The 19,121-nt window shown below is 64.2% G+C and carries 20 protein-coding genes; 7 read left to right on the top strand and 13 right to left on the bottom strand.

Annotation, left to right across the window (positions count from 1 at the left end; translation table 11 throughout):
- Window positions 1-164: 164 nt before the first annotated feature.
- The 3 genes from purM to DH08_RS22625 are packed head-to-tail and all read left to right on the top strand — an operon-like array spanning window position 165 to window position 2,485.
- Window positions 165-1,244, top strand: a complete 1,080-nt coding sequence (gene purM, locus DH08_RS22635) for a phosphoribosylformylglycinamidine cyclo-ligase (protein ID WP_192181403.1) — start codon at window positions 165-167, stop codon at window positions 1,242-1,244.
- Window positions 1,241-1,948, top strand: coding sequence for a phosphoribosylglycinamide formyltransferase (gene purN / locus DH08_RS22630; protein WP_192181402.1), 708 nt, complete (start codon window positions 1,241-1,243; stop codon window positions 1,946-1,948). Before purM ends, purN begins: the two co-directional genes overlap by 4 nt.
- A gap of 12 nt (window positions 1,949-1,960) precedes the next feature.
- On the top strand, window positions 1,961-2,485 hold the full coding sequence (locus DH08_RS22625; RefSeq protein ID WP_192181401.1) for a SixA phosphatase family protein: 525 nt from the start codon (window positions 1,961-1,963) through the stop codon (window positions 2,483-2,485).
- A gap of 70 nt (window positions 2,486-2,555) precedes the next feature.
- On the opposite strand, the gene DH08_RS22620 is transcribed toward DH08_RS22625, so the two are convergent.
- Window positions 2,556-2,762: a DUF680 domain-containing protein gene (locus tag DH08_RS22620; RefSeq protein ID WP_192181400.1), complete on the bottom strand. Its 207-nt coding sequence runs from the start codon at window positions 2,760-2,762 to the stop codon at window positions 2,556-2,558.
- A gap of 56 nt (window positions 2,763-2,818) precedes the next feature.
- Window positions 2,819-3,052 carry a DUF680 domain-containing protein gene (locus DH08_RS22615; RefSeq protein ID WP_006201546.1) on the bottom strand — a complete coding sequence of 78 codons (234 nt, stop codon included), beginning with the start codon at window positions 3,050-3,052 and terminating at the stop codon, window positions 2,819-2,821.
- A 485-nt stretch (window positions 3,053-3,537) separates the two neighbouring features.
- Here DH08_RS22615 and DH08_RS22610 point away from each other — a divergent pair, with 485 nt between their 5' ends.
- Window positions 3,538-4,206: a response regulator gene (locus DH08_RS22610; RefSeq protein ID WP_192181399.1), complete on the top strand. Its 669-nt coding sequence runs from the start codon at window positions 3,538-3,540 to the stop codon at window positions 4,204-4,206.
- Entirely contained in the window at window positions 4,196-5,548 is a 1,353-nt protein-coding gene (locus DH08_RS22605) for a sensor histidine kinase (protein WP_192181398.1), read from the top strand. The genes DH08_RS22610 and DH08_RS22605 overlap by 11 nt, the downstream gene beginning before the upstream one ends.
- Before the next feature lie 4 nt (window positions 5,549-5,552).
- Here DH08_RS22605 and DH08_RS22600 read toward each other — a convergent pair whose 3' ends face one another.
- The 7 genes from DH08_RS22600 to DH08_RS22570 all read right to left on the bottom strand — a co-directional run bounded on the left by DH08_RS22600 (window position 5,553) and on the right by DH08_RS22570 (window position 14,672).
- A complete protein-coding gene (locus DH08_RS22600) occupies window positions 5,553-6,431 on the bottom strand; it encodes an ABC transporter permease (protein ID WP_192181397.1) in 879 nt (292 codons plus the stop codon).
- Between the two features lie 103 nt (window positions 6,432-6,534).
- Window positions 6,535-7,389, bottom strand: coding sequence for an ABC transporter ATP-binding protein (locus tag DH08_RS22595; RefSeq protein ID WP_210328839.1), 855 nt, complete (start codon window positions 7,387-7,389; stop codon window positions 6,535-6,537).
- A gap of 158 nt (window positions 7,390-7,547) precedes the next feature.
- Window positions 7,548-8,498, bottom strand: a complete 951-nt coding sequence (locus tag DH08_RS22590) for an ABC transporter substrate-binding protein (protein WP_246800977.1) — start codon at window positions 8,496-8,498, stop codon at window positions 7,548-7,550.
- 239 nt (window positions 8,499-8,737) lie between these two features.
- A complete protein-coding gene (gene dapB / locus DH08_RS22585) occupies window positions 8,738-9,511 on the bottom strand; it encodes a 4-hydroxy-tetrahydrodipicolinate reductase (protein ID WP_192181395.1) in 774 nt (257 codons plus the stop codon).
- A gap of 62 nt (window positions 9,512-9,573) precedes the next feature.
- Window positions 9,574-10,383 (bottom strand): agmatinase family protein, encoded by an 810-nt coding sequence (locus DH08_RS22580; RefSeq protein ID WP_192181394.1) that lies wholly within the window; start codon window positions 10,381-10,383, stop codon window positions 9,574-9,576.
- Window positions 10,384-10,587: 204 nt separating this feature from the next.
- Window positions 10,588-12,708 (bottom strand): molybdopterin-containing oxidoreductase family protein, encoded by a 2,121-nt coding sequence (locus DH08_RS22575; RefSeq protein ID WP_192181393.1) that lies wholly within the window; start codon window positions 12,706-12,708, stop codon window positions 10,588-10,590.
- Window positions 12,709-12,794: 86 nt separating this feature from the next.
- Window positions 12,795-14,672 carry an ABC-F family ATP-binding cassette domain-containing protein gene (locus DH08_RS22570; RefSeq protein ID WP_192181392.1) on the bottom strand — a complete coding sequence of 626 codons (1,878 nt, stop codon included), beginning with the start codon at window positions 14,670-14,672 and terminating at the stop codon, window positions 12,795-12,797.
- Window positions 14,673-15,014: 342 nt separating this feature from the next.
- Between DH08_RS22570 and DH08_RS22565 the strand changes: the two genes are divergently transcribed.
- The gene (locus tag DH08_RS22565; RefSeq protein WP_192181391.1) at window positions 15,015-15,215 is read left to right on the top strand and encodes a hypothetical protein; all 201 of its coding nucleotides are present in this window, start codon (window positions 15,015-15,017) and stop codon (window positions 15,213-15,215) included.
- 142 nt (window positions 15,216-15,357) lie between these two features.
- Here DH08_RS22565 and DH08_RS22560 read toward each other — a convergent pair whose 3' ends face one another.
- The 4 genes from DH08_RS22560 to DH08_RS22545 form a co-directional block, all read right to left on the bottom strand.
- Window positions 15,358-15,804, bottom strand: coding sequence for a Ros/MucR family transcriptional regulator (locus tag DH08_RS22560; protein ID WP_192181390.1), 447 nt, complete (start codon window positions 15,802-15,804; stop codon window positions 15,358-15,360).
- Between the two features lie 166 nt (window positions 15,805-15,970).
- On the bottom strand, window positions 15,971-16,174 hold the full coding sequence (locus DH08_RS22555) for a hypothetical protein (RefSeq protein ID WP_006201563.1): 204 nt from the start codon (window positions 16,172-16,174) through the stop codon (window positions 15,971-15,973).
- A complete protein-coding gene (locus tag DH08_RS22550; RefSeq protein WP_192181389.1) occupies window positions 16,167-17,114 on the bottom strand; it encodes a DMT family transporter in 948 nt (315 codons plus the stop codon). Before DH08_RS22550 ends, DH08_RS22555 begins: the two co-directional genes overlap by 8 nt.
- 58 nt (window positions 17,115-17,172) lie before the next feature.
- Window positions 17,173-18,006 (bottom strand): hypothetical protein, encoded by an 834-nt coding sequence (locus tag DH08_RS22545; RefSeq protein ID WP_192181388.1) that lies wholly within the window; start codon window positions 18,004-18,006, stop codon window positions 17,173-17,175.
- 111 nt (window positions 18,007-18,117) lie between these two features.
- On the opposite strand from DH08_RS22545, the gene DH08_RS22540 reads away from it, so the two are divergent.
- Window positions 18,118-19,071, top strand: a complete 954-nt coding sequence (locus tag DH08_RS22540) for a LysR substrate-binding domain-containing protein (RefSeq protein WP_192181387.1) — start codon at window positions 18,118-18,120, stop codon at window positions 19,069-19,071.
- Window positions 19,072-19,121: the final 50 nt, after the last annotated feature.

Here is a 19,121-nt window from a genome sequence, read left to right as displayed (position 1 = left end):
GTGGGCGCAAGACTAAGCTCCTCATTCTCGGACTTTGGCGATCGGCTCACCCGAACGCCGCTTTTGTCGGGGGCAAAACTCCCGCGCCGGCGCGTTATCCTTGCGGACCGAAACCGTTCATGCGAAGAGCCCGCAAGCAGAGTGGAAACAGCGACGAGCCAGATATGACGAAGCGCGATACATCCAAGCGCAAGAACGGGCTCACCTATGCCGAGGCGGGCGTCGACATCGATGCCGGCAATCTCATGGTCGAGAAGATCAAGCCGCTGGTGCGGGCGACGCGCCGGCCGGGCGCCGATGGCGAGATCGGCGGCTTTGGCGGCCTGTTCGACCTCAAGGCCGCCGGCTTCACCGATCCGGTGCTGGTCGCCGCCAATGACGGCGTCGGCACCAAGCTGAAGATCGCCATCGATGCGGGAAAACACGACACGATCGGCATCGACCTTGTCGCCATGTGCGTCAACGACATCGTCGTGCAGGGCGCGGAACCGCTGTTCTTCCTCGATTATTTCGCCACCGGCAAGCTCGACCCCGACCAGGGGGCGGCGATCGTCGGCGGCATTGCCGAGGGCTGCCGCCAGGCTGGCTGCGCGCTGATCGGCGGCGAGACGGCCGAAATGCCCGGCATGTATCACGGCAACGACTATGACCTTGCCGGCTTTGCCGTGGGTGCCGCCGAACGCGGCCAGCTCTTGCCGACCGACGACATCGTCGAGGGCGATGTGCTGCTGGGCCTCGCCTCCTCGGGGCTCCACTCCAACGGCTTTTCTCTGGTGCGGCGCATCGTCGGCGTGAGCGGCCTTGCCTGGAGCGACCCGGCGCCGTTCAACGACGAGTCGACGCTGGCCGAGGCGCTGCTCGAGCCGACGCGCATCTACGTCAAGTCGATCCTCAAGGCGATCCGCAACACGCATGGTATCAAGGCGCTGGCGCACATCACCGGCGGCGGCTTCCCGGAAAACATTCCGCGCGTGCTGCCGAAGGATTTCTCCGCCGAACTCGACCTCGAGGCCATCGAGGTGCCGGCGGTGTTCTCGTGGCTGGCCAAGACCGGCGGCGTCGCGCCGGAAGAGATGATGCGCACCTTCAATTGCGGCATCGGCATGATCCTGGCCGTCGCCTCCGGCCAGGCGGCGCAGGTCGCGGCCGTGCTGCAGGAGGCCGGCGAAACGGTGACGCCGATCGGCCGCATCGTGCCGCGCCGCGACGCCGGCGTCATCTATCGGGGCTCGATCGGCCTATGAGCAGGAAACGCACCGTGGTGCTGATTTCGGGACGCGGCTCCAACATGACGGCGCTGATTGCCGCGGCCAGCGATCCAGCCTATCCGGCCGAAATTGTCGGCGTCATCTCCGACCGGTCCAATGCCGCCGGCCTTGCCATCGCGCAGGCGCGGGGCATCCCGACGAAGGTCATCGTGCGCGCCGACTATGCCAGCAAGGAAGCCCATGACGGGGCGATCGACGCCGCGCTTATCGGATTCGGCGCCGAGATCGTGGCGCTCGCCGGCTATATGCGCATCCTCGGTGCGCGCTTTGTCGAGAAGTGGCTGGGGCGGATGGTCAACATCCACCCTGCCCTGCTGCCCGCCTTCAAGGGGCTGGACACCCATGCCCGCGCGCTCCGTGCCGGCATGCGCATCCATGGCTGCACGGTGCATTTCGTCACGCTGGATATGGATGACGGCCCGATCATCGCCCAGGCGGCGGTGCCGGTCATGGTCGGCGACAATGAGGATACGCTGGCCGCGCGGGTGCTCAAGGCCGAGCACCGGCTCTATCCGCTGGCGCTCGGACTGGTCGCCGAAGGCAAGGCGCGCATGGAGAAGGGCCACACCGTGCTCGCGCATTTCGCCGACGATGCGGAGAACGGCACCTCGGTGGTGATGGCGCCGGACCCGCTGCGCGAGGAGCGCGATCTCGAGCAACTGGCGCGGATCACGCCGTAAGAGAGGCTGGCAATGGCGACAACCAGGCAGCTGCTTGTACTGCGCCACGCCAAGTCGAGCTGGGACGACCCGAAGCTCGTCGATTTCGACCGGCCACTCGGCCCGCGCGGGTTGAAGACGGCGCCGCTGATGGGGCGCGAGCTGGCGAGGCGCGACTGGCTGCCGGATCTGGCGCTGGTCTCGTCGGCGCTGCGCACCCGCGACACATGGCGGCTGGTCTCGGCGGAACTGCCAAAAAAAGTGCCGGCAGACTTTGAGCTGGCACTCTACGAAGCCACCGCGGCGGACATTCTGGCCAAGGTGCGGCAGGCAAAGCCAAAGGCCGAACGCCTGCTGGTGCTCGGCCACAATCCCGGACTGGAAGATTTCGCCCACCGCCTCGCCGGCTCGGGGTCGGATGCCGGGGCATTGAAAAGGCTCGAAGAGAAATTCCCGACCGCGGCGCTCGCCCGTTTTGTCATCGAGGGCGACTGGGCGGACCTCACCTTCGGCAGTGGCCGGCTGACGCATTGCATCAGGCCGAAGGATTTGCGTTAGCGATCATCCCATCTCGACAGAGCGGCGGGACACGCCCGCCGCTTTGAGGTCCTTGAGAACCGGTGACCGCTCAGCGGCTGCCGAACAGGTCGCGGTCGCTGCCCTGGGTAACCGGCTTCTGGACAGGCGCGTCCGACTTCTTGATCGAAGCGGTGGATGAGGTGTCGACGGCGGCAGCCGGCTGGTTGCCGTTGGCCGAGCCATAATTGTCGCTGCCGGCGAAAGCCGTGCCAGTGGCAACAAGGATGGCGGCAGCGGTAAGAGCGATCTTGGTCATGTCAAATAGTCCTGATTTCGATGATTGATGTTCAGAGCGTCGGTGATCGGGTCCGCTTAGCGGCCCCAGATGCCCTGGCCGGATTCAGGCTGGTTGGAATCGGGCGTCAACTTGAAGCCGTTATGCTCGACGGGCTTGCGGATCGAAGCCGTGAAGCTGTGGTCGAGGTTGTCGGCAGGCGCGGTGACAGCCGGCTGGTTGACGTTGTTCGAACCATAGTGGTCGCTGCCGGCGAAGGCGCTGCCCGTGGCAACGAGGATGGCGACGGCGGTAAGAGCGATCTTGGTCATTTCATGTACTCCGGTAGTTCACTGTTCTGTCCGTCAAGTGGCGTGCCTTGGGAGGAATTCGCGTCGCTCGGACCACCCCGAGATGGGTCTGCCCTGCTGTCGTTTCCAGTCACGAAGATTTTCCCGAAAAACCTCTGAAGCGGCGCTTGAAATCCGGCTGGTGGTTTCCTGCGCCATAATCTTTCCGAGCGATTTCACGTGGTTAGGTGAGTACACCTCGTTCCGGCGACAAGATTTTCCGAGCCGGCGTTCACCCCATCGTGCACGGTCCGTCAACAGAAATCGAACCGAACGGTTCGGTTTTGTGTTGATTACGGGAGTTTCGCCATCCAAAGGCCAGCGATAATGTTCGCCAGCTTGGAGTTTGCCTTGCGCGCGGATCGATATTATCCGTTGTCACGGGCATCCAATCGGACGCTGCTGGCCGCGTTCGTCGGAAACACCGATGAGACCCGGCGGGCAGCATTCATGAACAGCAATAGAAAATGCGGCTGCTGCTTGTCGAAGACAATCGCGAACTGGCCGATTGGCTGGGCAAGACCTTGCGCCAGGCGAACTATGTCGTCGACGTCGTGCATGACGGCGAGGATGTCGAGCATGCCTTGGCCGCCGGCGACCATGCGCTGGTCATTCTCGACCTGGCGCTGCCGCGCATGGGCGGAATGGAGGTGCTGCGCATGCTCAGGGCGCGCGGCAACCGGGTGCCGGTCATCGTGCTGACCGCCAACGCCAGCCTCGACGGCCGCGTCAAGGGCCTCAACGAAGGCGCCGACGACTATCTGGCCAAGCCGTTCCAGATCGAGGAACTGGAGGCGCGCATCCGCGTCCAACTGCGGCGCGTTAACGACCGGACCGCGCCCGTCGTCGCCTGCGGCGATCTCGTCTTCGACACCAACACGCGACTGTTTTCGGTAGCCGGCGACACGCTGGCGCTGACGCCGCGCGAGCACGCGGTGCTGGAGCAATTGATGGTCAAGGCCGGGCGCACGGTGAGTAAGGCGGCGCTGTCGTCGGCGATCTTCGATTTCGAGACAGACGCCGACCCCAGCGCCATCGAGATCTATGTCCACCGGCTGCGCAAGAAGCTCGAAGGATCGCGCGTCCAGATCGCCACCTTGCGTGGCCTCGGCTATCTGCTGCGCGATGCCGGTTAGAAGCCTCCGCCTGCAGTTGCTCGCCTGGGTGGTGCTGCCGCTCGCCGGGCTCGCCACCATCAATTTGTGGACCAGCCAGCGCAGCGCACTGGCGACCGCGGACCTGGTGACGGATCGCATGCTGGTAGGGTCGGCACGCGCGATTGCCGAGCAGGTCGCCATCGTCGACGGCGTGCTCGATGCCACGGTGCCGCCGGCGGCGATCGAGATGTTCGACACCGGCGACCGCGACAGCGTCTATTATCGTGTCGAGACCGCCGGCGGACGGCTGCTGACCGGCTATCCCGACCTGCCGGTGGCGCCGGGGCGCCCAAGCATGAAAACTGTCTATCGCGACCGCGAACTGCGGCTGCTGACATACAGCCATGCGGTGGTCGGCGCCGGCGCGGACTCGCCGATAGCCGTCACCGTCGGCGTCACGCTGGCCGGACACGATGCGATGGTGCGGCATTTTTGGTTCAGCGCGTTTGCCCAGCAGCTGGCGCTGGTGGCGATTGCCGGCGTCTTCGTGCTGCTCGGCCTGCGCCGCGGCCTGGAGCCGCTGATCCGGCTGCGCGACGCCGTGCGCTCGCCAAGCCGCAGCGACCTCGATCCGATCGAAGTCACCGGCGCGCAGAGCGAGATCCGGCCGCTGATCGATGCGCTCAACGTCTATATGGAACGGGTGCGAGCGCAGATGGCGGCGCAGCGCCGCTTCATCGCCAATGCCGCGCATCAGTTGCGCACGCCGCTGGCGCTGCTGTCGACGCAGGCGAGCTACGCGCTGCGCGAAGGTGCCGCCGAGGCGCGCCAGGAGGCGCTGGTGGCGCTGCAGGCCAGTTCCGGCCGGCTGGCGCGGCTGGCTGAACAGCTGCTCACCCTGTCGCGGGCCGAGCCCGGCAGCCGGCGGCCGCGCGCCGACCGTGTCGACCTGACCGAGGCCGCCCGCCATGTGCTGGAGACGCAGGCGCCTGCGTCTCTCGCGCGCAACATCGATCTCGGTCTTGACGAAACCGGGCCGGTGACGGTCGTCGGTGACGGCACCATGCTGCGCGAGATGATCGTCAACCTGGTCGATAATGCGTTGCGCTACACGCCGGCCGGCGGCACCGTCACCGTCAAGCTGGCCGCCATCAATGGCGAAGCGGTCCTGACGGTCGCCGACGACGGGCCGGGCATCCCGGCGGACGAGCGCGAGCATGTCTTCGAGCGCTTCTACCGCCTGGCCGGCGCGACCGAGGAAGGCAGCGGGCTTGGATTGGCAATCGTGCGCGAGGTGGTCGAAAATGCCGGCGGCCGCGTCACCCTTGCGGATGGCGCGGCCGGCGGCCTGGTGGTCGAGGTGCGGCTGCCTCTGGCCTGATCGATCAGGCTCCCTGCTCGTTGAACGGAGCCGGGCGCCATTTGACGACATAGTTCTCGAAGCGGGTGATGATGAATTCCACCACAAGCGCCATCACCGCCAGGATGACCATGGCGGCGAAGACGCCGTTGGCATTGAAGGCGCCCTGCGCCGTCGAGATCAGCAGGCCCATGCCTTGCTTGGCGCCGAGGAATTCGCCGACCACGGCGCCGACCAGCGCGAAGCCGAAACTGACATGGAGACTCGCCAGGATCCAGCTCATCGCCGACGGGATGATGACGGTGCGGGTGATCTGGAACGGCGAGGCGCCAAGAATCTGGGCGTTGGCGATCATCGCCCGGTCGGCTTCACGCACGCCCTGGAAGGCATTGGCGAAGACGACGAAGAACACCATCACCACCGCCAGCGCCACCTTGGAAGCCATGCCGAGGCCAAGCGCGATGATGAACACCGAGCCAAGCACGACGCGCGGCACGGAATTGGCGATCTTGATGTAGATCGAAAACACGTCGGCGAGCAGCCGGTTGCGGCCAAGGATGATGCCGGCGGCGATGCCGCCAAGGGCGCCGATGACGAAGCCGAGGAAGGTTTCCTCCAGCGTCACATAGGTCTGCAGCCAGAGCGGGCCTTGCGAAGTGCCTTCGGTGATCCACGACCAGATCTGCTGCCAGATGCCGGAGGGGCTGGCGAAGAAGAACGGGTCGATGAAATTGTAATCGGCACCGAGTTCCCACAGGCCGAGGAAGACGACGAGGATAGCCAGGCGCAAGCCGATGACCAGCGCATGGCGAAGGCGCAGCTGCGCCTTCGCCATGCTTTCGGCAACGGCGATCGAGGCGTCGCGGACGGCAGCATGGTCGGCGGCGGGAGAGATGGCGGTCATGGCGGTGTCTCCTCTCAGAGCAATTCCAGGAAAAGTGCCAAGCGGTTTTCCGTCCGGAATTGCGAAAAAACAAAAATCATTAGAGGCGGGTCGGCGACCCGCTCTAATGGCCGGTCTGCAAAGTGCGGCTCTGGCCGAGCTGCACTTCCTCGCGCAAATCGTTCCAGATCACCTTGGCGATCTCGACGAATTTCGGGTCGTAGCGGATGTCGGCCATGACGCGCGGGCGCGGCAGGTCGATGCGGTAGACGCTCTTGACCGTGCCCGGCCCCGCCGTCAGCACATAGACCTTGTCGGCCAGCGCCACCGCCTCCTCGAGGTCGTGGGTGACGAAGACGACGGAGGATTTCTGCTCCGACCACAGACCCAGCAACTCGTCCTGCATGGCCGTGCGGGTCTGCATGTCGAGTGCGCTGAACGGCTCGTCCATCAGCAGGATCTTGGGCTGGTTGATGAAGGTCTGGGCGAGCGCGACGCGCTTGCGCATGCCGCCGGAGAGCTGGTGGGGATAATGCTTTTCAAAGCGGCCGAGGCCGACGCGGCCGATCCAGTCACGCGCCCGCTCATAGGCCTGCGCCTTCGACGTGCCGCGATAGAGCGGGCCGGCGGCGACATTGTCGATGACGCTGCGCCACGGAAACAGCGCATCGGCCTGGAAGACGAAGCCGATGTCGCGACTGATGTCGGTGACCGGGTTGCCCATGACACGGACATTGCCGGTGGTCGGTCTGAGCAGGCCGGTGACGAGGTTGAGCGTCGTCGACTTGCCGCAACCGGTCGGCCCGACGACGCAGGCGAACTCGCCGCGCGCCACCGTCATGGTGAAATCGCGGATCGCCGTCATCATGTGGCCGTCGGGCGTGACGAAGCGCAGCGTCACGTCGTCAATGGCGATCGCCGCATCGGCCGGTGGCGCGGCCTGAGACAGCCTCCCGGCCGCCATGGGTTGCAGTTGCATGGCACACTCCTGTCGCAATGGGTCAAGGGAGCCCGCAGCGCAGCCGCGGGTCTCCTGGTGGTCTGGCAAGGGCCGCGCTGCCGGTTTGATTCAAGCGAACGGCGAAAACCCTTGTTCTTCAACGGGCGATACAGAAACCGATGCCCGTGGGTGCGACGCTACTTGGCGGCGTCGACGAACGCAGTCGTGTAGGTCTTCGACAGGTCGATCTGCTTGCCCTGCAGGCTCTTGGAGAATGTCGAGAGGACCTTGAGCACGGTCGGCGGACCGTCGGCCGGCATGCGGCCGTCGGGCGTGAACATCGCCTTGCCGCCGGCCAGCCCCTGCACGTAGAGATCCCTGTTGCCGGCATAATAATCCTTCGGCATCTTGTCGGCGATCTCCTCGGCCGAATGGGTGGCGATGAATTTCATCGTCTTGACGAAGGCATTGGCGAGCTTCTGTGCCTCGTCCTTGTGGTCATCGAGCCAGGCGGACTGGACGTAGAAGGACGCCGCCGGATAGGGCCCGCCGAGCGCTTCCTTGGTCTTTTCAGGGGTACGCATGTCGACGAGGACGCTGGCCTCGCCGGTCTTCAGCAACTGGGCGATGGTCGGTTCGGTGGTCATGCCGGCCTGGATCTGATCCTGCTTGACTGCGGCGATGAAGGTGTTGCCGGCACCGACCGGCAGCAGCGTGTAGTCGCCGGGCTTCAGCCCGTTGCGAACGGCAAGATACTGACTGAGGAAATCGGTCGAGGAGCCAAGGCCGGTGACGCCGAGCGTGGCGCCCTTGAAGTCGGCCGGCGACTTGATCTCCGGGTGCTTGGCGGAGACCAGTTCGACCTCGCCCGGCGCCTGGCTGAACTGGACGATCGACTGGATGTATTTGCCCTTCGACTGCAGGTCGATGGTGTGGTCGTAGAAGCCGACGACGCCCTGCACGGCGCCGGCCAGCAATTCGTTTTCGGCCTCGACGCCGGCGCGCGAATTGACCAGCTCGACATCGAGCCCCTGATCCTTGAAGTAGCCGAGCTGCTGGGCAAGCACCGCCGGCAGATAGATCTGCTTTTCCATGCCGCCGACGATGATGGTGATCTTGTCGGCCGCCGATGCCGTCGTGGCACCCATGGCGGCGATGGCCAACGCCAGCGCCGCTGAACGCAAGGCGTACTTCGAGATGAAACCGGTCACGAAACTTCCTCCACCTGGGCGGCGCGCGCCAAAGGCTGCGCCGCATTTCCTCCTCGCCGGCCACCAGGACTGGTCACACGGTGAACACCGCGGCACCGTCATGGCACGGCCAAGCTTTCAGCTGGCTTTCAGCCGTTCGATGACGGCAAATAGTCGAAATCAGGCAGGATTGCTCATCACGAGGCGTTGAACCCGAGCACATCGCGCATGTCGTATTGGCCGGGCGGGCGTCCGGCCACCCAAAGGGCGGCGGCGATGGCGCCGCGCGCGAACATGATACGGTCGCCGACCGAATGCGACAGGGTGACCACCTCGCCCTCGGTGCAGAAGCTGATGCTGTGCTCGCCGACGATGCTGCCACCGCGCACTACCGCGAAGCCGATTTCGCCTTGCGGCCGCGGGCCGATGATGCCATCGCGAACGCGCCGCGCCACGACGTCGAGTTCGATGCCGCGTCCCCTGGCCGCGGCCTCACCCAGCATCAGCGCGGTGCCGGACGGCGCATCGACCTTGTGGCGATGATGCGCCTCGAATAACTCGACATCCCAGTCATCGGGATCGAGTGCGCTGGCCGCCTGCTCGACCAGCCCGACCAACATGTTGAGCCCGAGCGAATAACTGCCGGAGCGCACGATGGCGATGGTTTTGGCCGCAGCTGCAATCGCGGCAAGTTGCCCGTCGTTGAAACCGGTCGAGCCGATCACCAGTGCCGGCCCGCCACGCGCTGCGCAGGTTTCTGCGAGTTCAGCGGATGCGGCCGGCGTGGTGAAGTCGATGACCACGTCGGCAGCGGCCAGTGCATCATCTCGACTGACCAGCCCTTCGCCGGCGACGCCGGGCCGATGGAAACAGGCGGCCAGCGCCAGCCGCGGATCAGCCTCGATGGCTTCCACCATCTGGCGACCCATGCGGCCAAGCGCGCCGGCGATGGCTATCCTGAGGAGTGGCATGGCGTGTCCTATTGAAAGGCGAGTCGGAACAATCGTCTAGCACGCCGCCTTGCCAAATTGATTCAGCCGGCAGTCGCGCCGTTGGTCTTCAGCATCATGCCGGCGATCTCCTTCACCAGCTTGGCGGCAACCAGTGCCGTCAGGTTCGAGACATCCTGGCTTGAATTGTATTCGACGACATCCGCGGCGACGATTCGTTGGTCGATGCCCTGGATGAGGCTGATCACCTGGCGGGTCGACAGCCCACCGGGCTCGCGGTGGGAGACGCCAGGCGCAAAGGCCGGATCGAGACCGTCGAGATCCACCGAGAGGTAGACGGGCGTCTTGAGGTCGAGCCGCAGACCTTCGCTGAAATGGCGCGCCTCGACCACCTCGACGCCGAAGCGCCTGATCTGGTCGCGAAGGTCGTCATTGAGGGTGCGCAGGCCGATCTGGATCAGCCGGTCGGCCAACCGCTCCTCCATGATGCGGGCGAAGGACGAGGTGTGCGAGCGCAGATTGCCCTGATAGGCAGGATAGATGTCGGGGTGGGCGTCGATCTGGACGATCGTCAGGCTGGGGTGGCGGCGACGCACGGCGCGCAGAACCGGCCAGGCGATGGCATGGTCGCCGCCGAGGCTGATCAGCGGATGGCCGGCATCCAACGCGCGGCCGACCTCATTTTCGATCTGATCCCACGGGTCGCCGGCGCCTGCGAAATCGATGTCGCCATGGTCGACGAAGCGATCCGTCAAATCGAAGCCGGTTTCGCTCCACGAGCTGTGGGCGTCGCTGTGCAGTTCGCGCCTGATCAGTGTCGGCGCTGCCGCCGCGCCGCGCAGATAGGACGAGTTCTCGTCATGCGGTATTCCCAGCAGCGAAATCCCGGCCATGGCATCCTTCCTCGTCTCAGCTGAGGGGAGCCTCCATAGACGCGGAAGCTGGCAGCCGCGACGGCAGGCATTTGGGCCAGATGCCAAATCTGGAAGCCACCGCTAGAGCGGTTGATCGTTTCACGGAAACGCCGAACCGCTCTATCTCTTTGTTTTGACGCAATTCCGGACGGAAAACCGCTACGCACTTTTCCTGGAATTGCTCTAGGCGCCCAGCTCTTCCGCCTTGCGCAGCCAGACCTTGTTGTCGTGCAGCGCCGCACCGCCATAAGGCGCCGGCGCGTCGGAACCGGTCAGAACGTTGATGCCCTCGCCGCGCTCATGCGCGCTGTTCGGCCAGATGCCTTCGGCGATCACCACGCCGCGCTTGATGCCGTCGAACAGTTTTGCATGCAGCACCACTTCGCCGCGCTGGTTGCCAACCTCGACGCGGGCGCCATCGGCAAGCCCAAATGCGGCTGCGTCGTCGGGGTGCAGAAGCAGTTCCGGCCTGCCTTCCTTGGCCTTCGACACCGGCGTCTCGGCGAAGGTCGAGTTAAGGAAGTTGCGTGCCGGCGACGTCGTCAGCCGGAACGGATGCGCTTCGTCCGCCACCTCGATCAAGTCGACATGATCGGGGAATTCCGGCAGCCGCTCCACCGGCCCGAACAGGCCCATGCTTTTCGGCGGCCGGTTGGGAGCGGCCTGCCCGGTCCAGTCGGCGCGAAAGCGGAATTTTCCGTCCGGATGGTCGAAACCATTGATGAAATGCGCGGCCTCGAAATCCGGCTGCAGGTCGACCCATTTTTGCTCTTTCAGGCTGTCGAAGCTGCCCAGCCCGCGCTTGCCGAGAATGATGTCGATATGCTGCTGCTCCGTGAGCCCGAAGCCCGGCCGGTCGGCGACGCCGAGCCGCTTGCCCAGTTCCTCGATGACGAAGTGGTTGGTGCGAGGCCCTTCCGGCGGGTCGATCAGCTTCGGGCCGAGCGTGATGTGCTGGTTGCCGCCGCCCTTGTAGACGTCGTCATGTTCCAGAAACATCGTCGCCGGCAGCACGACATCGGCGAGCTTGGCCGTGTCGGTCATGAACTGCTCGTGCACGCAAGTGAAGAGATCGTCGCGCAGGAAACCCTGGCGCACCAACCGCTGCTCGGGCGCGACATTGGCCGGATTGGTGTTCTGGATCAGCAGCGCCGTCACCGGCGGGCCGCCATAGAGCGCGTCCGCAGCGCCGGTCAGCACCGGACCGATGCGCGAATGGTCGAGATAGCGCACGCTGGGGTCGCGCATCGCGGTGCCTTCGAGCACATCCTGGTTCAGCTTGAAGATGCCGGAATTGGAGTGGAAGGCGCCGCCGCCTTCATACTGCCAGCAACCGGTGACGGCGGCGATGCAGGACGCCGCATGCATGTTGACCGCGCCGTTGCGCTGGCGTGCAAAGCCGTAGCCAAGGCGAAAATAGGTTTTCTTGGTCGTGCCGACGAGGTGGGCGAAGGTCTCGATCTCGGCCACGTCGAGCCCGGTGATCGAAGCCGCCCATTCCGGCGTGCGCTCCTTTAGATGCTCTTCCAGCCCACGCGGATCGTCGGTGTATTTTTCCAGATAGGCGCGGTCGGCCATGCCATCCCGGAACAGCACATGCATGACCGCGCAGGCCAGCGCGCCATCGGTGCCGGGCTTCAGCACCAGGCCGAGATCGGCCTGCTTCATCGTCGCGTTCTCGTAGACGTCGATGACGACGATCTTGGCGCCACGCTCCTTGCGCGCCTTGATGGCGTGGGTCATGACGTTGACCTGCGTGACCACGGCATTGGTGCCCCAGATCACGACGCAGTCGGACTTGGCCATCTCGCGCGGGTCGGGTCCGCGCAAGGCGCCGGCCCCCATCATCCAGCCGGTCCAGGCCAGGTTGGTGCAGATCGAGCCGAAGAAGCCGGAGTACTTTTTCGCGTGGCGCAGCCGGTCGATGCCGTCGCGCTGCACCAGCCCCATCGTGCCGGCATAGTAATAGGGCCAGACCGTCTGCGAGCCGTGTTTTTCCTCGGCCGCGATGAATTTCTCGGCGACAAGGTCGAGAGCCGCCTCCCAGCTGGATTCCTTCCAGGCGCCCTCGCCCTTGGCGCCGGCGCGGACCAGCGGCTTCAGCAGGCGATCAGGGTGATGGACGCGGTCGGCGTAGCGGGCGACTTTGGCGCAGATCACGCCTGCGGTATAGCTGTTGGCCTTGGCGCCATGGACGCGGCCGATTCGCTTGTCGTCGAGCAACTCGACCTCGAGCGCACAGGTCGACGGGCAATCATGCGGACAGGCCGAATGGCCGATGCGGAGCTTGGCGTGCTGGTTCATGGGGTTTTGTCTAGCGAATTTCGGCGGTGGCGTGTAGGGCCAGACGATTAGCCAATCTCCCCCCAAGTGGGGAGATCACGCTACCCCTACTCCGCCGTGCCTTCCTCATATTCCGCCGACATGGTCAGCCACTTCTCCTCGTGGCCGGCCAGCGTATGGGCGAGCTGCGAGCGCTCCTTTGCGAGCCGTGTCGCTGTCGACGGATCCTTCTCATAGATCGCCGGATTGGCGAGTTCGTCCTCGATCAGGTCCATGCGCTTGCGGATGCGGTCCATCAGCGCTTCGGTGGCGCGGATTTCCTTGGCCAGCGGCTCGAAGGCGGCGCGGCGCGCCGCCGCCTCACGACGGCGGTCGGCCTTCGACGCCTTGTCAGCTTCGCGCCGCTCGCGGCGGTCGCCGGAGACGCCGGTCACCAGCGTCTTGTAATCCTCCAGATCGCCGTCATACGGATTGACCGCGCCGTCCTTGACCAGCCACAGCCGGTCGGCCGTCGCTTCCAAAAGATGGCGGTCGTGCGAGATCAGGATCACTGCGCCCGGAAACTCGTTCAGCGCATGGATCAGCGATTCGCGGCTGTCGATGTCGAGATGGTTGGTCGGCTCGTCGAGGATGAACAGGTTCGGCCCGTCGAAGGCCGACAGGCCCATCAGCAGCCGCGCCTTCTCGCCACCCGACAGGTCCTTGGCGGCGGTGTTCATCTTTTCAGTGGTGAGGCCGAACCGGGCGACGCGGCCGCGCACCTTCGATTCCGGTGCCTCCGGCATCAGCCGGCGGACATGCTCATAGGCATTTTCCTCCGGCCTGAGATCGTCGAGCTGGTGCTGGGCGAAGATCGCCACTTTCAGCCCGGGCGCCACCGTCATGGTGCCGGTCTCCTGCTTCAGGCGGCCGGACAAAAGCTTGGCGAAGGTCGACTTGCCGTTGCCATTGGCGCCGAGCAGCGCGATGCGGTCGTCGGCATCGATGCGCAGCGTCATCTTCTTCAGGATCGGCTGGCCTTCGGTGTAGCCCACATTGACGCTGTTCAGCGCGATGATCGGCGAGGCCACCGTCTTGACCGGCTCGGGGAAGGAGAACGGCCGCACCGTGTCGTTCACGATCGCCGCGATCGGCTTCATCTTCTCCAGCGCCTTGATGCGCGACTGCGCCTGCCTGGCCTTGGAAGCCTTGGCGCGGAAGCGCTCGACGAAGGACTCCATATGCTTGCGCGCCGCTTCCTGCTTGACGCGGCCCTTCTCCTGCAATTCGCGCTGCTCGGTGTATTGGCGCTCGAACTGGTCGTAGCCGCCGCGCCAGAAGGTCAGCTTCTTCTGGTCGAGATGGACGATCGAGTTGACGGCGCGGTTGAGCAGGTCACGGTCGTGCGAGATCAGAAGCACGGTGTGCGGATATTTGGAGACGTAGTTCTCCAGCCACAGCGTGCCTTCGAGATCGAGATAGTTGGTCGGCTCGTCGAGCAGCAACAAGTCGGGCTCGGAAAACAGTACGGCGGCGAGCGCCACGCGCATGCGCCAGCCGCCTGAGAAAGACGAGGCCGGGCGGCGCTGCGCCGCATCGTCGAAGCCGAGGCCGGCCAGGATGGTGGCGGCGCGGGACTCGGCCGAATGCGCATCGATGTCGGCCAGTCGCATGTGGATGTCGGCGATGCGGTGCGGATCGGTCGCCGTCCTTTCCTCTTCGAGCAGCGCCTGGCGCTCGACATCGGCCTTGAGCACGATCTCGATCAGCGGCTCCTCGGTGCCCGGCGCTTCCTGCGCCACCTGGCCGATGCGGGTGTTCTTCGGCAGGCTGATCGAACCGGTCTCGGAGGGGAAATCGCCGGTGATGGCCTTGAACAAAGTTGTCTTGCCGGTGCCGTTGCGGCCGACGAGGCCGGCCTTGGTGCCGGCCGGCAAGGTCAGCGAGGCGTGGTCGAGAAGCAGGCGCCCGGCCATGCGCAGCGAAAGGTCGTTGATAACAAGCATGGCCGCGCTTTTGCACGGGACACCGACGCTTCGCAAGGGCTTGCGGCTGGGCTGGCCAAATAGGCCTCGCCGTGACGTCGGACGGCCAGACAGCACCACCTGAATCGGCCCGACCCACGTTGCCGAGCAAAAAATCGATTCAACAGACAACTTGAAGTCAGCCTCAACATATACTAGCGCATCGCGTGCGCTTCGGATGCGCAAGGACCAGAAAAACTTTTGCTCCGGCCACGATGTTTTTTCGAAGAATTGATTTCAATTTTTGCGCCGATGCTGTGACCTTGTCTTTGCGCCTCGATTCGACTTGGGCGCCAAGAGGATTTACTTGGTCGGGAGCCCATCATGGACGAGTCAGCGAACGATCTGCGCGCGCTCAGATATGTCGCCGGCATCACCCGGAAATTGGCGAAAATGCTATCGCGCACGCGCTATCACATGCTGGTGTATTTTCTTGAGATGACGGCGGTCGAAGCCGACAATCTGGCGAATGCGCAAGATCCGAAACGGATGGGCGCTCAGACGCTGCCGGAACCGAGAAACTGATAGGGGCAACGTTGGAGCACGTTGGAGCACGTCAAAGCGCGTCGCGTTGAAACGGATTCACGCGACGCGCTTCAAGTCTTTGGCTTTATGCATGTCGCCCAAAGCGCCGCGCACTTTGGGCGACATATCACATAGTTCGCGATCAGCTCTTGGCCTTGCGCTTGGCCGCCTTGGCCGGAGCAGCCACGGCAGGCTTGCGGCCGAGACCAGAAGACTTCGCCAGCGCCGAGCGGGTCGCCGAATAGCTGGGCGCCACCATCGGATAGTCTGGCGCCAGACCCCATTTGGCGCGGTATTCGTCCGGAGTCAGCCCGTGGTCGGTGCTCAGGTGCCGTTTCAGCGACTTGAACTTCTTTCCATCCTCGAGGCAGACGATGTAGTCCGGAAATACCGACCGCTTCGGATTGACGGCCGGCGTCAGCGCCACGCTTTCCTTGACGGCGCTGGCACCAGCCAGCTTGCGCACCGAGGCGCTGACACTGGCGATCAGGTCCGGCAGGCCGGCGGCCGGAAGCGGATTGTTGCCGACATAGGCCGAGACAATGTCGGCGGTGAGTTCGATTGCAGTCCTGTCATCGATATTGTTCAATTTTTTTCCCTCTGCTGGCGATCAAGTCGCCAGCTCTTTTGAAGACTTCTTTGGATGTATCGATTCGCCCCGTTCCCCAACGGACCCATCAAGAGTCAGTAACCCATGCAGACTCAATACGGTCCGATATTTTCATAGCCGCCTACGGCGGCGCAAATTAGAAAATCTAATACTTGGACGCGGTCGACTTTGAGTGCACGGAATCGGACAGAATCTCGAGAATACGCTTCCAACGGGCACAACGACCGAAATCTTTCTGCTCAATCGCCTTTTCTGCCTTCATTGCGGCATAGAGCGGCGCCTCGGCGCCGAACTCCCTGACCAGCCAGTGCGCTTCCTGTCTAGCGCGGCGTTCATCCTCGTCAAGCATGGTTTTCGGCCTCCGAACCTTCGATGCCAACCGCAATGCAACTGCCGATGACGAGGACGGCGCCGGCAATGGCCGTCATCGTCAGCCTTTCGCCCGAGAGCGTAAGCAAAAGGGTCGAGGCGATCGGCGTGAGATAAGCGGCAACTGCGACCTTGCCGCCCTGGTCGAGCTTCAGAGCCCGCGACCAGAAATAGTAGCCGAGGCCCATCGGACCAGCGCCGAGATAGAGCCCGGCAAGCAGGTATGGGCCGATGTCCCAGGCGACACCGTCGTGAACGCACCACAGGAATGTCAGCGCCACGCCGACCAGCGCCGAAGGCAGCAGCAGGCGGTCCGGTGACGTGGCAAGGCGACCGACGACGATCGAATAGAAGGCCATGCACAGCGCCGACCCGAAGGCGGCGAGATAGCCGGCGAGATTGCCCTGGAACCACGACTGTTCACGCCCGCCCGAAATCACCAGCGCGACGCCGACGAAGCCGAGCGCGGCGGTGATGCCGAGCAGCGCCGGACGACGCGGCCTGTCGAGGACGATGATCGCCGCCGCGACCATCAGCGGCCAGGTGTAGGCAACGAGATTGGCCTCGATGACCGGCATCGAGGCGAAGGCGACATATTGCAGGATCATGGTACCGACAAGCCCGATGATGCCGACGGCGAACGGCACCAGAGCAGCACTCATCCCCGCCCCGCCATCTTGCGGCATCCGTCGCCTGCCGCCATCCCGACCGATCAGCCGGATCAAGGCAAAGACCAGGGCGGCGCCAACAAATTGCAGGAACTGCACCTGCGACACCGAATGGCTTGCGAGCAGGGATTTGCCGACCAGCGCGTTGGTCGCCCACAGCGCGACCGCGCCGGCGGCAAAGACCAGCGCGGACCTTGAGCCCGACCCGCCCAGGGCGGACCGGAACGGGAGTGTATGCTCCTGTTTGACCATGATCTGTTCCGAAATCGAAGGTCAGCTCAGCAAAAACCGGTTCCCGCCCATGGCCTGCTTACCATGATTCCCTTGCGCCGCCCCGCACGGCCGCGTCGAGCGGCTGCGGCACCGGGCGTTCCTCCTCGTGGCGGCGGTAGGCCGGCAGCTGGTTGGTCCACACATCCTCGGCCAGTTCGTTGACCCATTCGCGGTCGTGATCGTTGTCGGCAGCGAGGTAGAACATGCGGTTGTCGTCGACATAGGGTTTTGACACCGAGCGCTGGTTGAGCACCAGCGTGACGCGCTCGCCGAGCTGGATCGGCGCTGTGCGGTGGAGCACGCCGAGGAACTGGCCGAGCGTGGCGTAGTTCATCTTGTGGTCGATGCGCATGACGCGGTTGCGCGGGATCTCGCGGCCAGATTCGAGGATGGCGCGGCCGGTCTCTGAATCGTCGCAATAGATTTCGAGATGGCCGCCGACCAGCGGATCGCTGATCGACAGCGGAATGAGCTCGGTGACCGGAACGCCGTCGCAATGCCAATCGACGGCGCCATCCCTGGGATTCATGAAGGTGACGGTCGAGCCGACGATCGACAGCGGATAGGGTTCGAGTTTGGTGCCCATCATGTCGGAGAGCCGCTCCAGGCGCAGCTTGTCGTGCAGCAACTCCCTGATTTCGGGAATGAAACGGTCGGCGCCGGTGATGAAGGTGAGGTCGAGGTGCTTGTGCACGGCGTGGCTGGCCTTGAGCTTGAGCGCAGCCTCCTCGATCGCGGCAAGCAGCGCCGGGTCATAGCCGTGACGATACTGCGCGACGCCGAAACTAGACACTTTCCAGGCCGTCTCGTGGCCGATGATGGCTTCACGGCTCATCGCATAGCGCAATTCCGGGATGGTATGTGCGTTCATTGTACTTCTCCAGGATCGGGGACAACACTTGAACGACAGTCGATTAAATTAGCACCCCCTGTAAAATTAGGAATGCTGGTGCTACCCTAAGCCCAGCTTAAGGTCGAAACCGTGCGTCTGCTCAGTCAGGTCAACCTCAATTCGCTGAAAATCGTGGAGAGTGCCGCGAGGCACAGGAATTTCACGCGCGCCGGCGAAGAGCAGTTCATCACCGCCTCCGCGGTCAGCCAGCGCGTCAAGAGCCTCGAGGACCAGTTGCGCTTCAAGATCTTCCAACGCGGCGGCAATGCCGTCTCATTGACGCCTGAGGGCGAGACCTATGTGTCGCGCGTGCGCGAAGCGCTGGAGCGGATCGTGGCGGCAAGCATGGAGGCGACCGGACAGTCGCAGGCGCATGTGCTGAAGATTTCGGTGCTGCCGACCTTCGCGGCGCGTTGGCTGTTCCCGCGCCTGCCGGCGTTCCAGCAGCAACATCCCGATATCGAGATGCGGGTCTCGACCTCCTATGCCACGCATGAATTCGCGACGTCGGAGTTCGACCTCGAAATCCGCTATGGCGACGGCCACTTCCCCGACCTGAAGGCGGATCTTCTGTTCAAGGAAGATTTGACGCCGGTATGCAGCCGCAAGCTGTTCCACGAAATTCTCGGTGACAAGCCTTTGTCCAAGGTGACGCCGGACGATTTGCAGTACTTCACGCTGCTGCATTCCGACACCTGTACCCAGAACTGGCAGTCATGGCTGGGCTTTGCCGGCGCCAGCTTCGTGCTCGGCGAGACCAGAAGCATCTATTTCGATTCCTGCATGATGTCCTACGAGGCGGCCAATGCGGGCATGGGCTTCGCCGTGGCCAACCGCGCCTATATGGCGAGCGACATCCGCGCCGAGCGGCTGGTGGCGCCGTTCGCGGTCCACCATCCCAACACCGCCGGCTGGTATTTCGTCAGCCCGGATACGACGCTGGCAGCGCGCAAGGTGGTGCTGTTCAAGCAATGGGTGATGGCCGAGGCAGCGCTAACGCAACGCCAGCTGGACATCGAGATGAGCGGCGAACGCCAGCAGTGAGGGGCGGCCCGCCAGAACCGCCGAACGAACATCAAAGCAAATACATCAAT

Source organism: Mesorhizobium amorphae (assembly GCF_014843845.1).
Taxonomy (GTDB): Bacteria; Pseudomonadota; Alphaproteobacteria; order Rhizobiales; family Rhizobiaceae; genus Mesorhizobium; species Mesorhizobium amorphae_A.
This window is presented reverse-complemented; position numbering and strand designations above follow the sequence as displayed.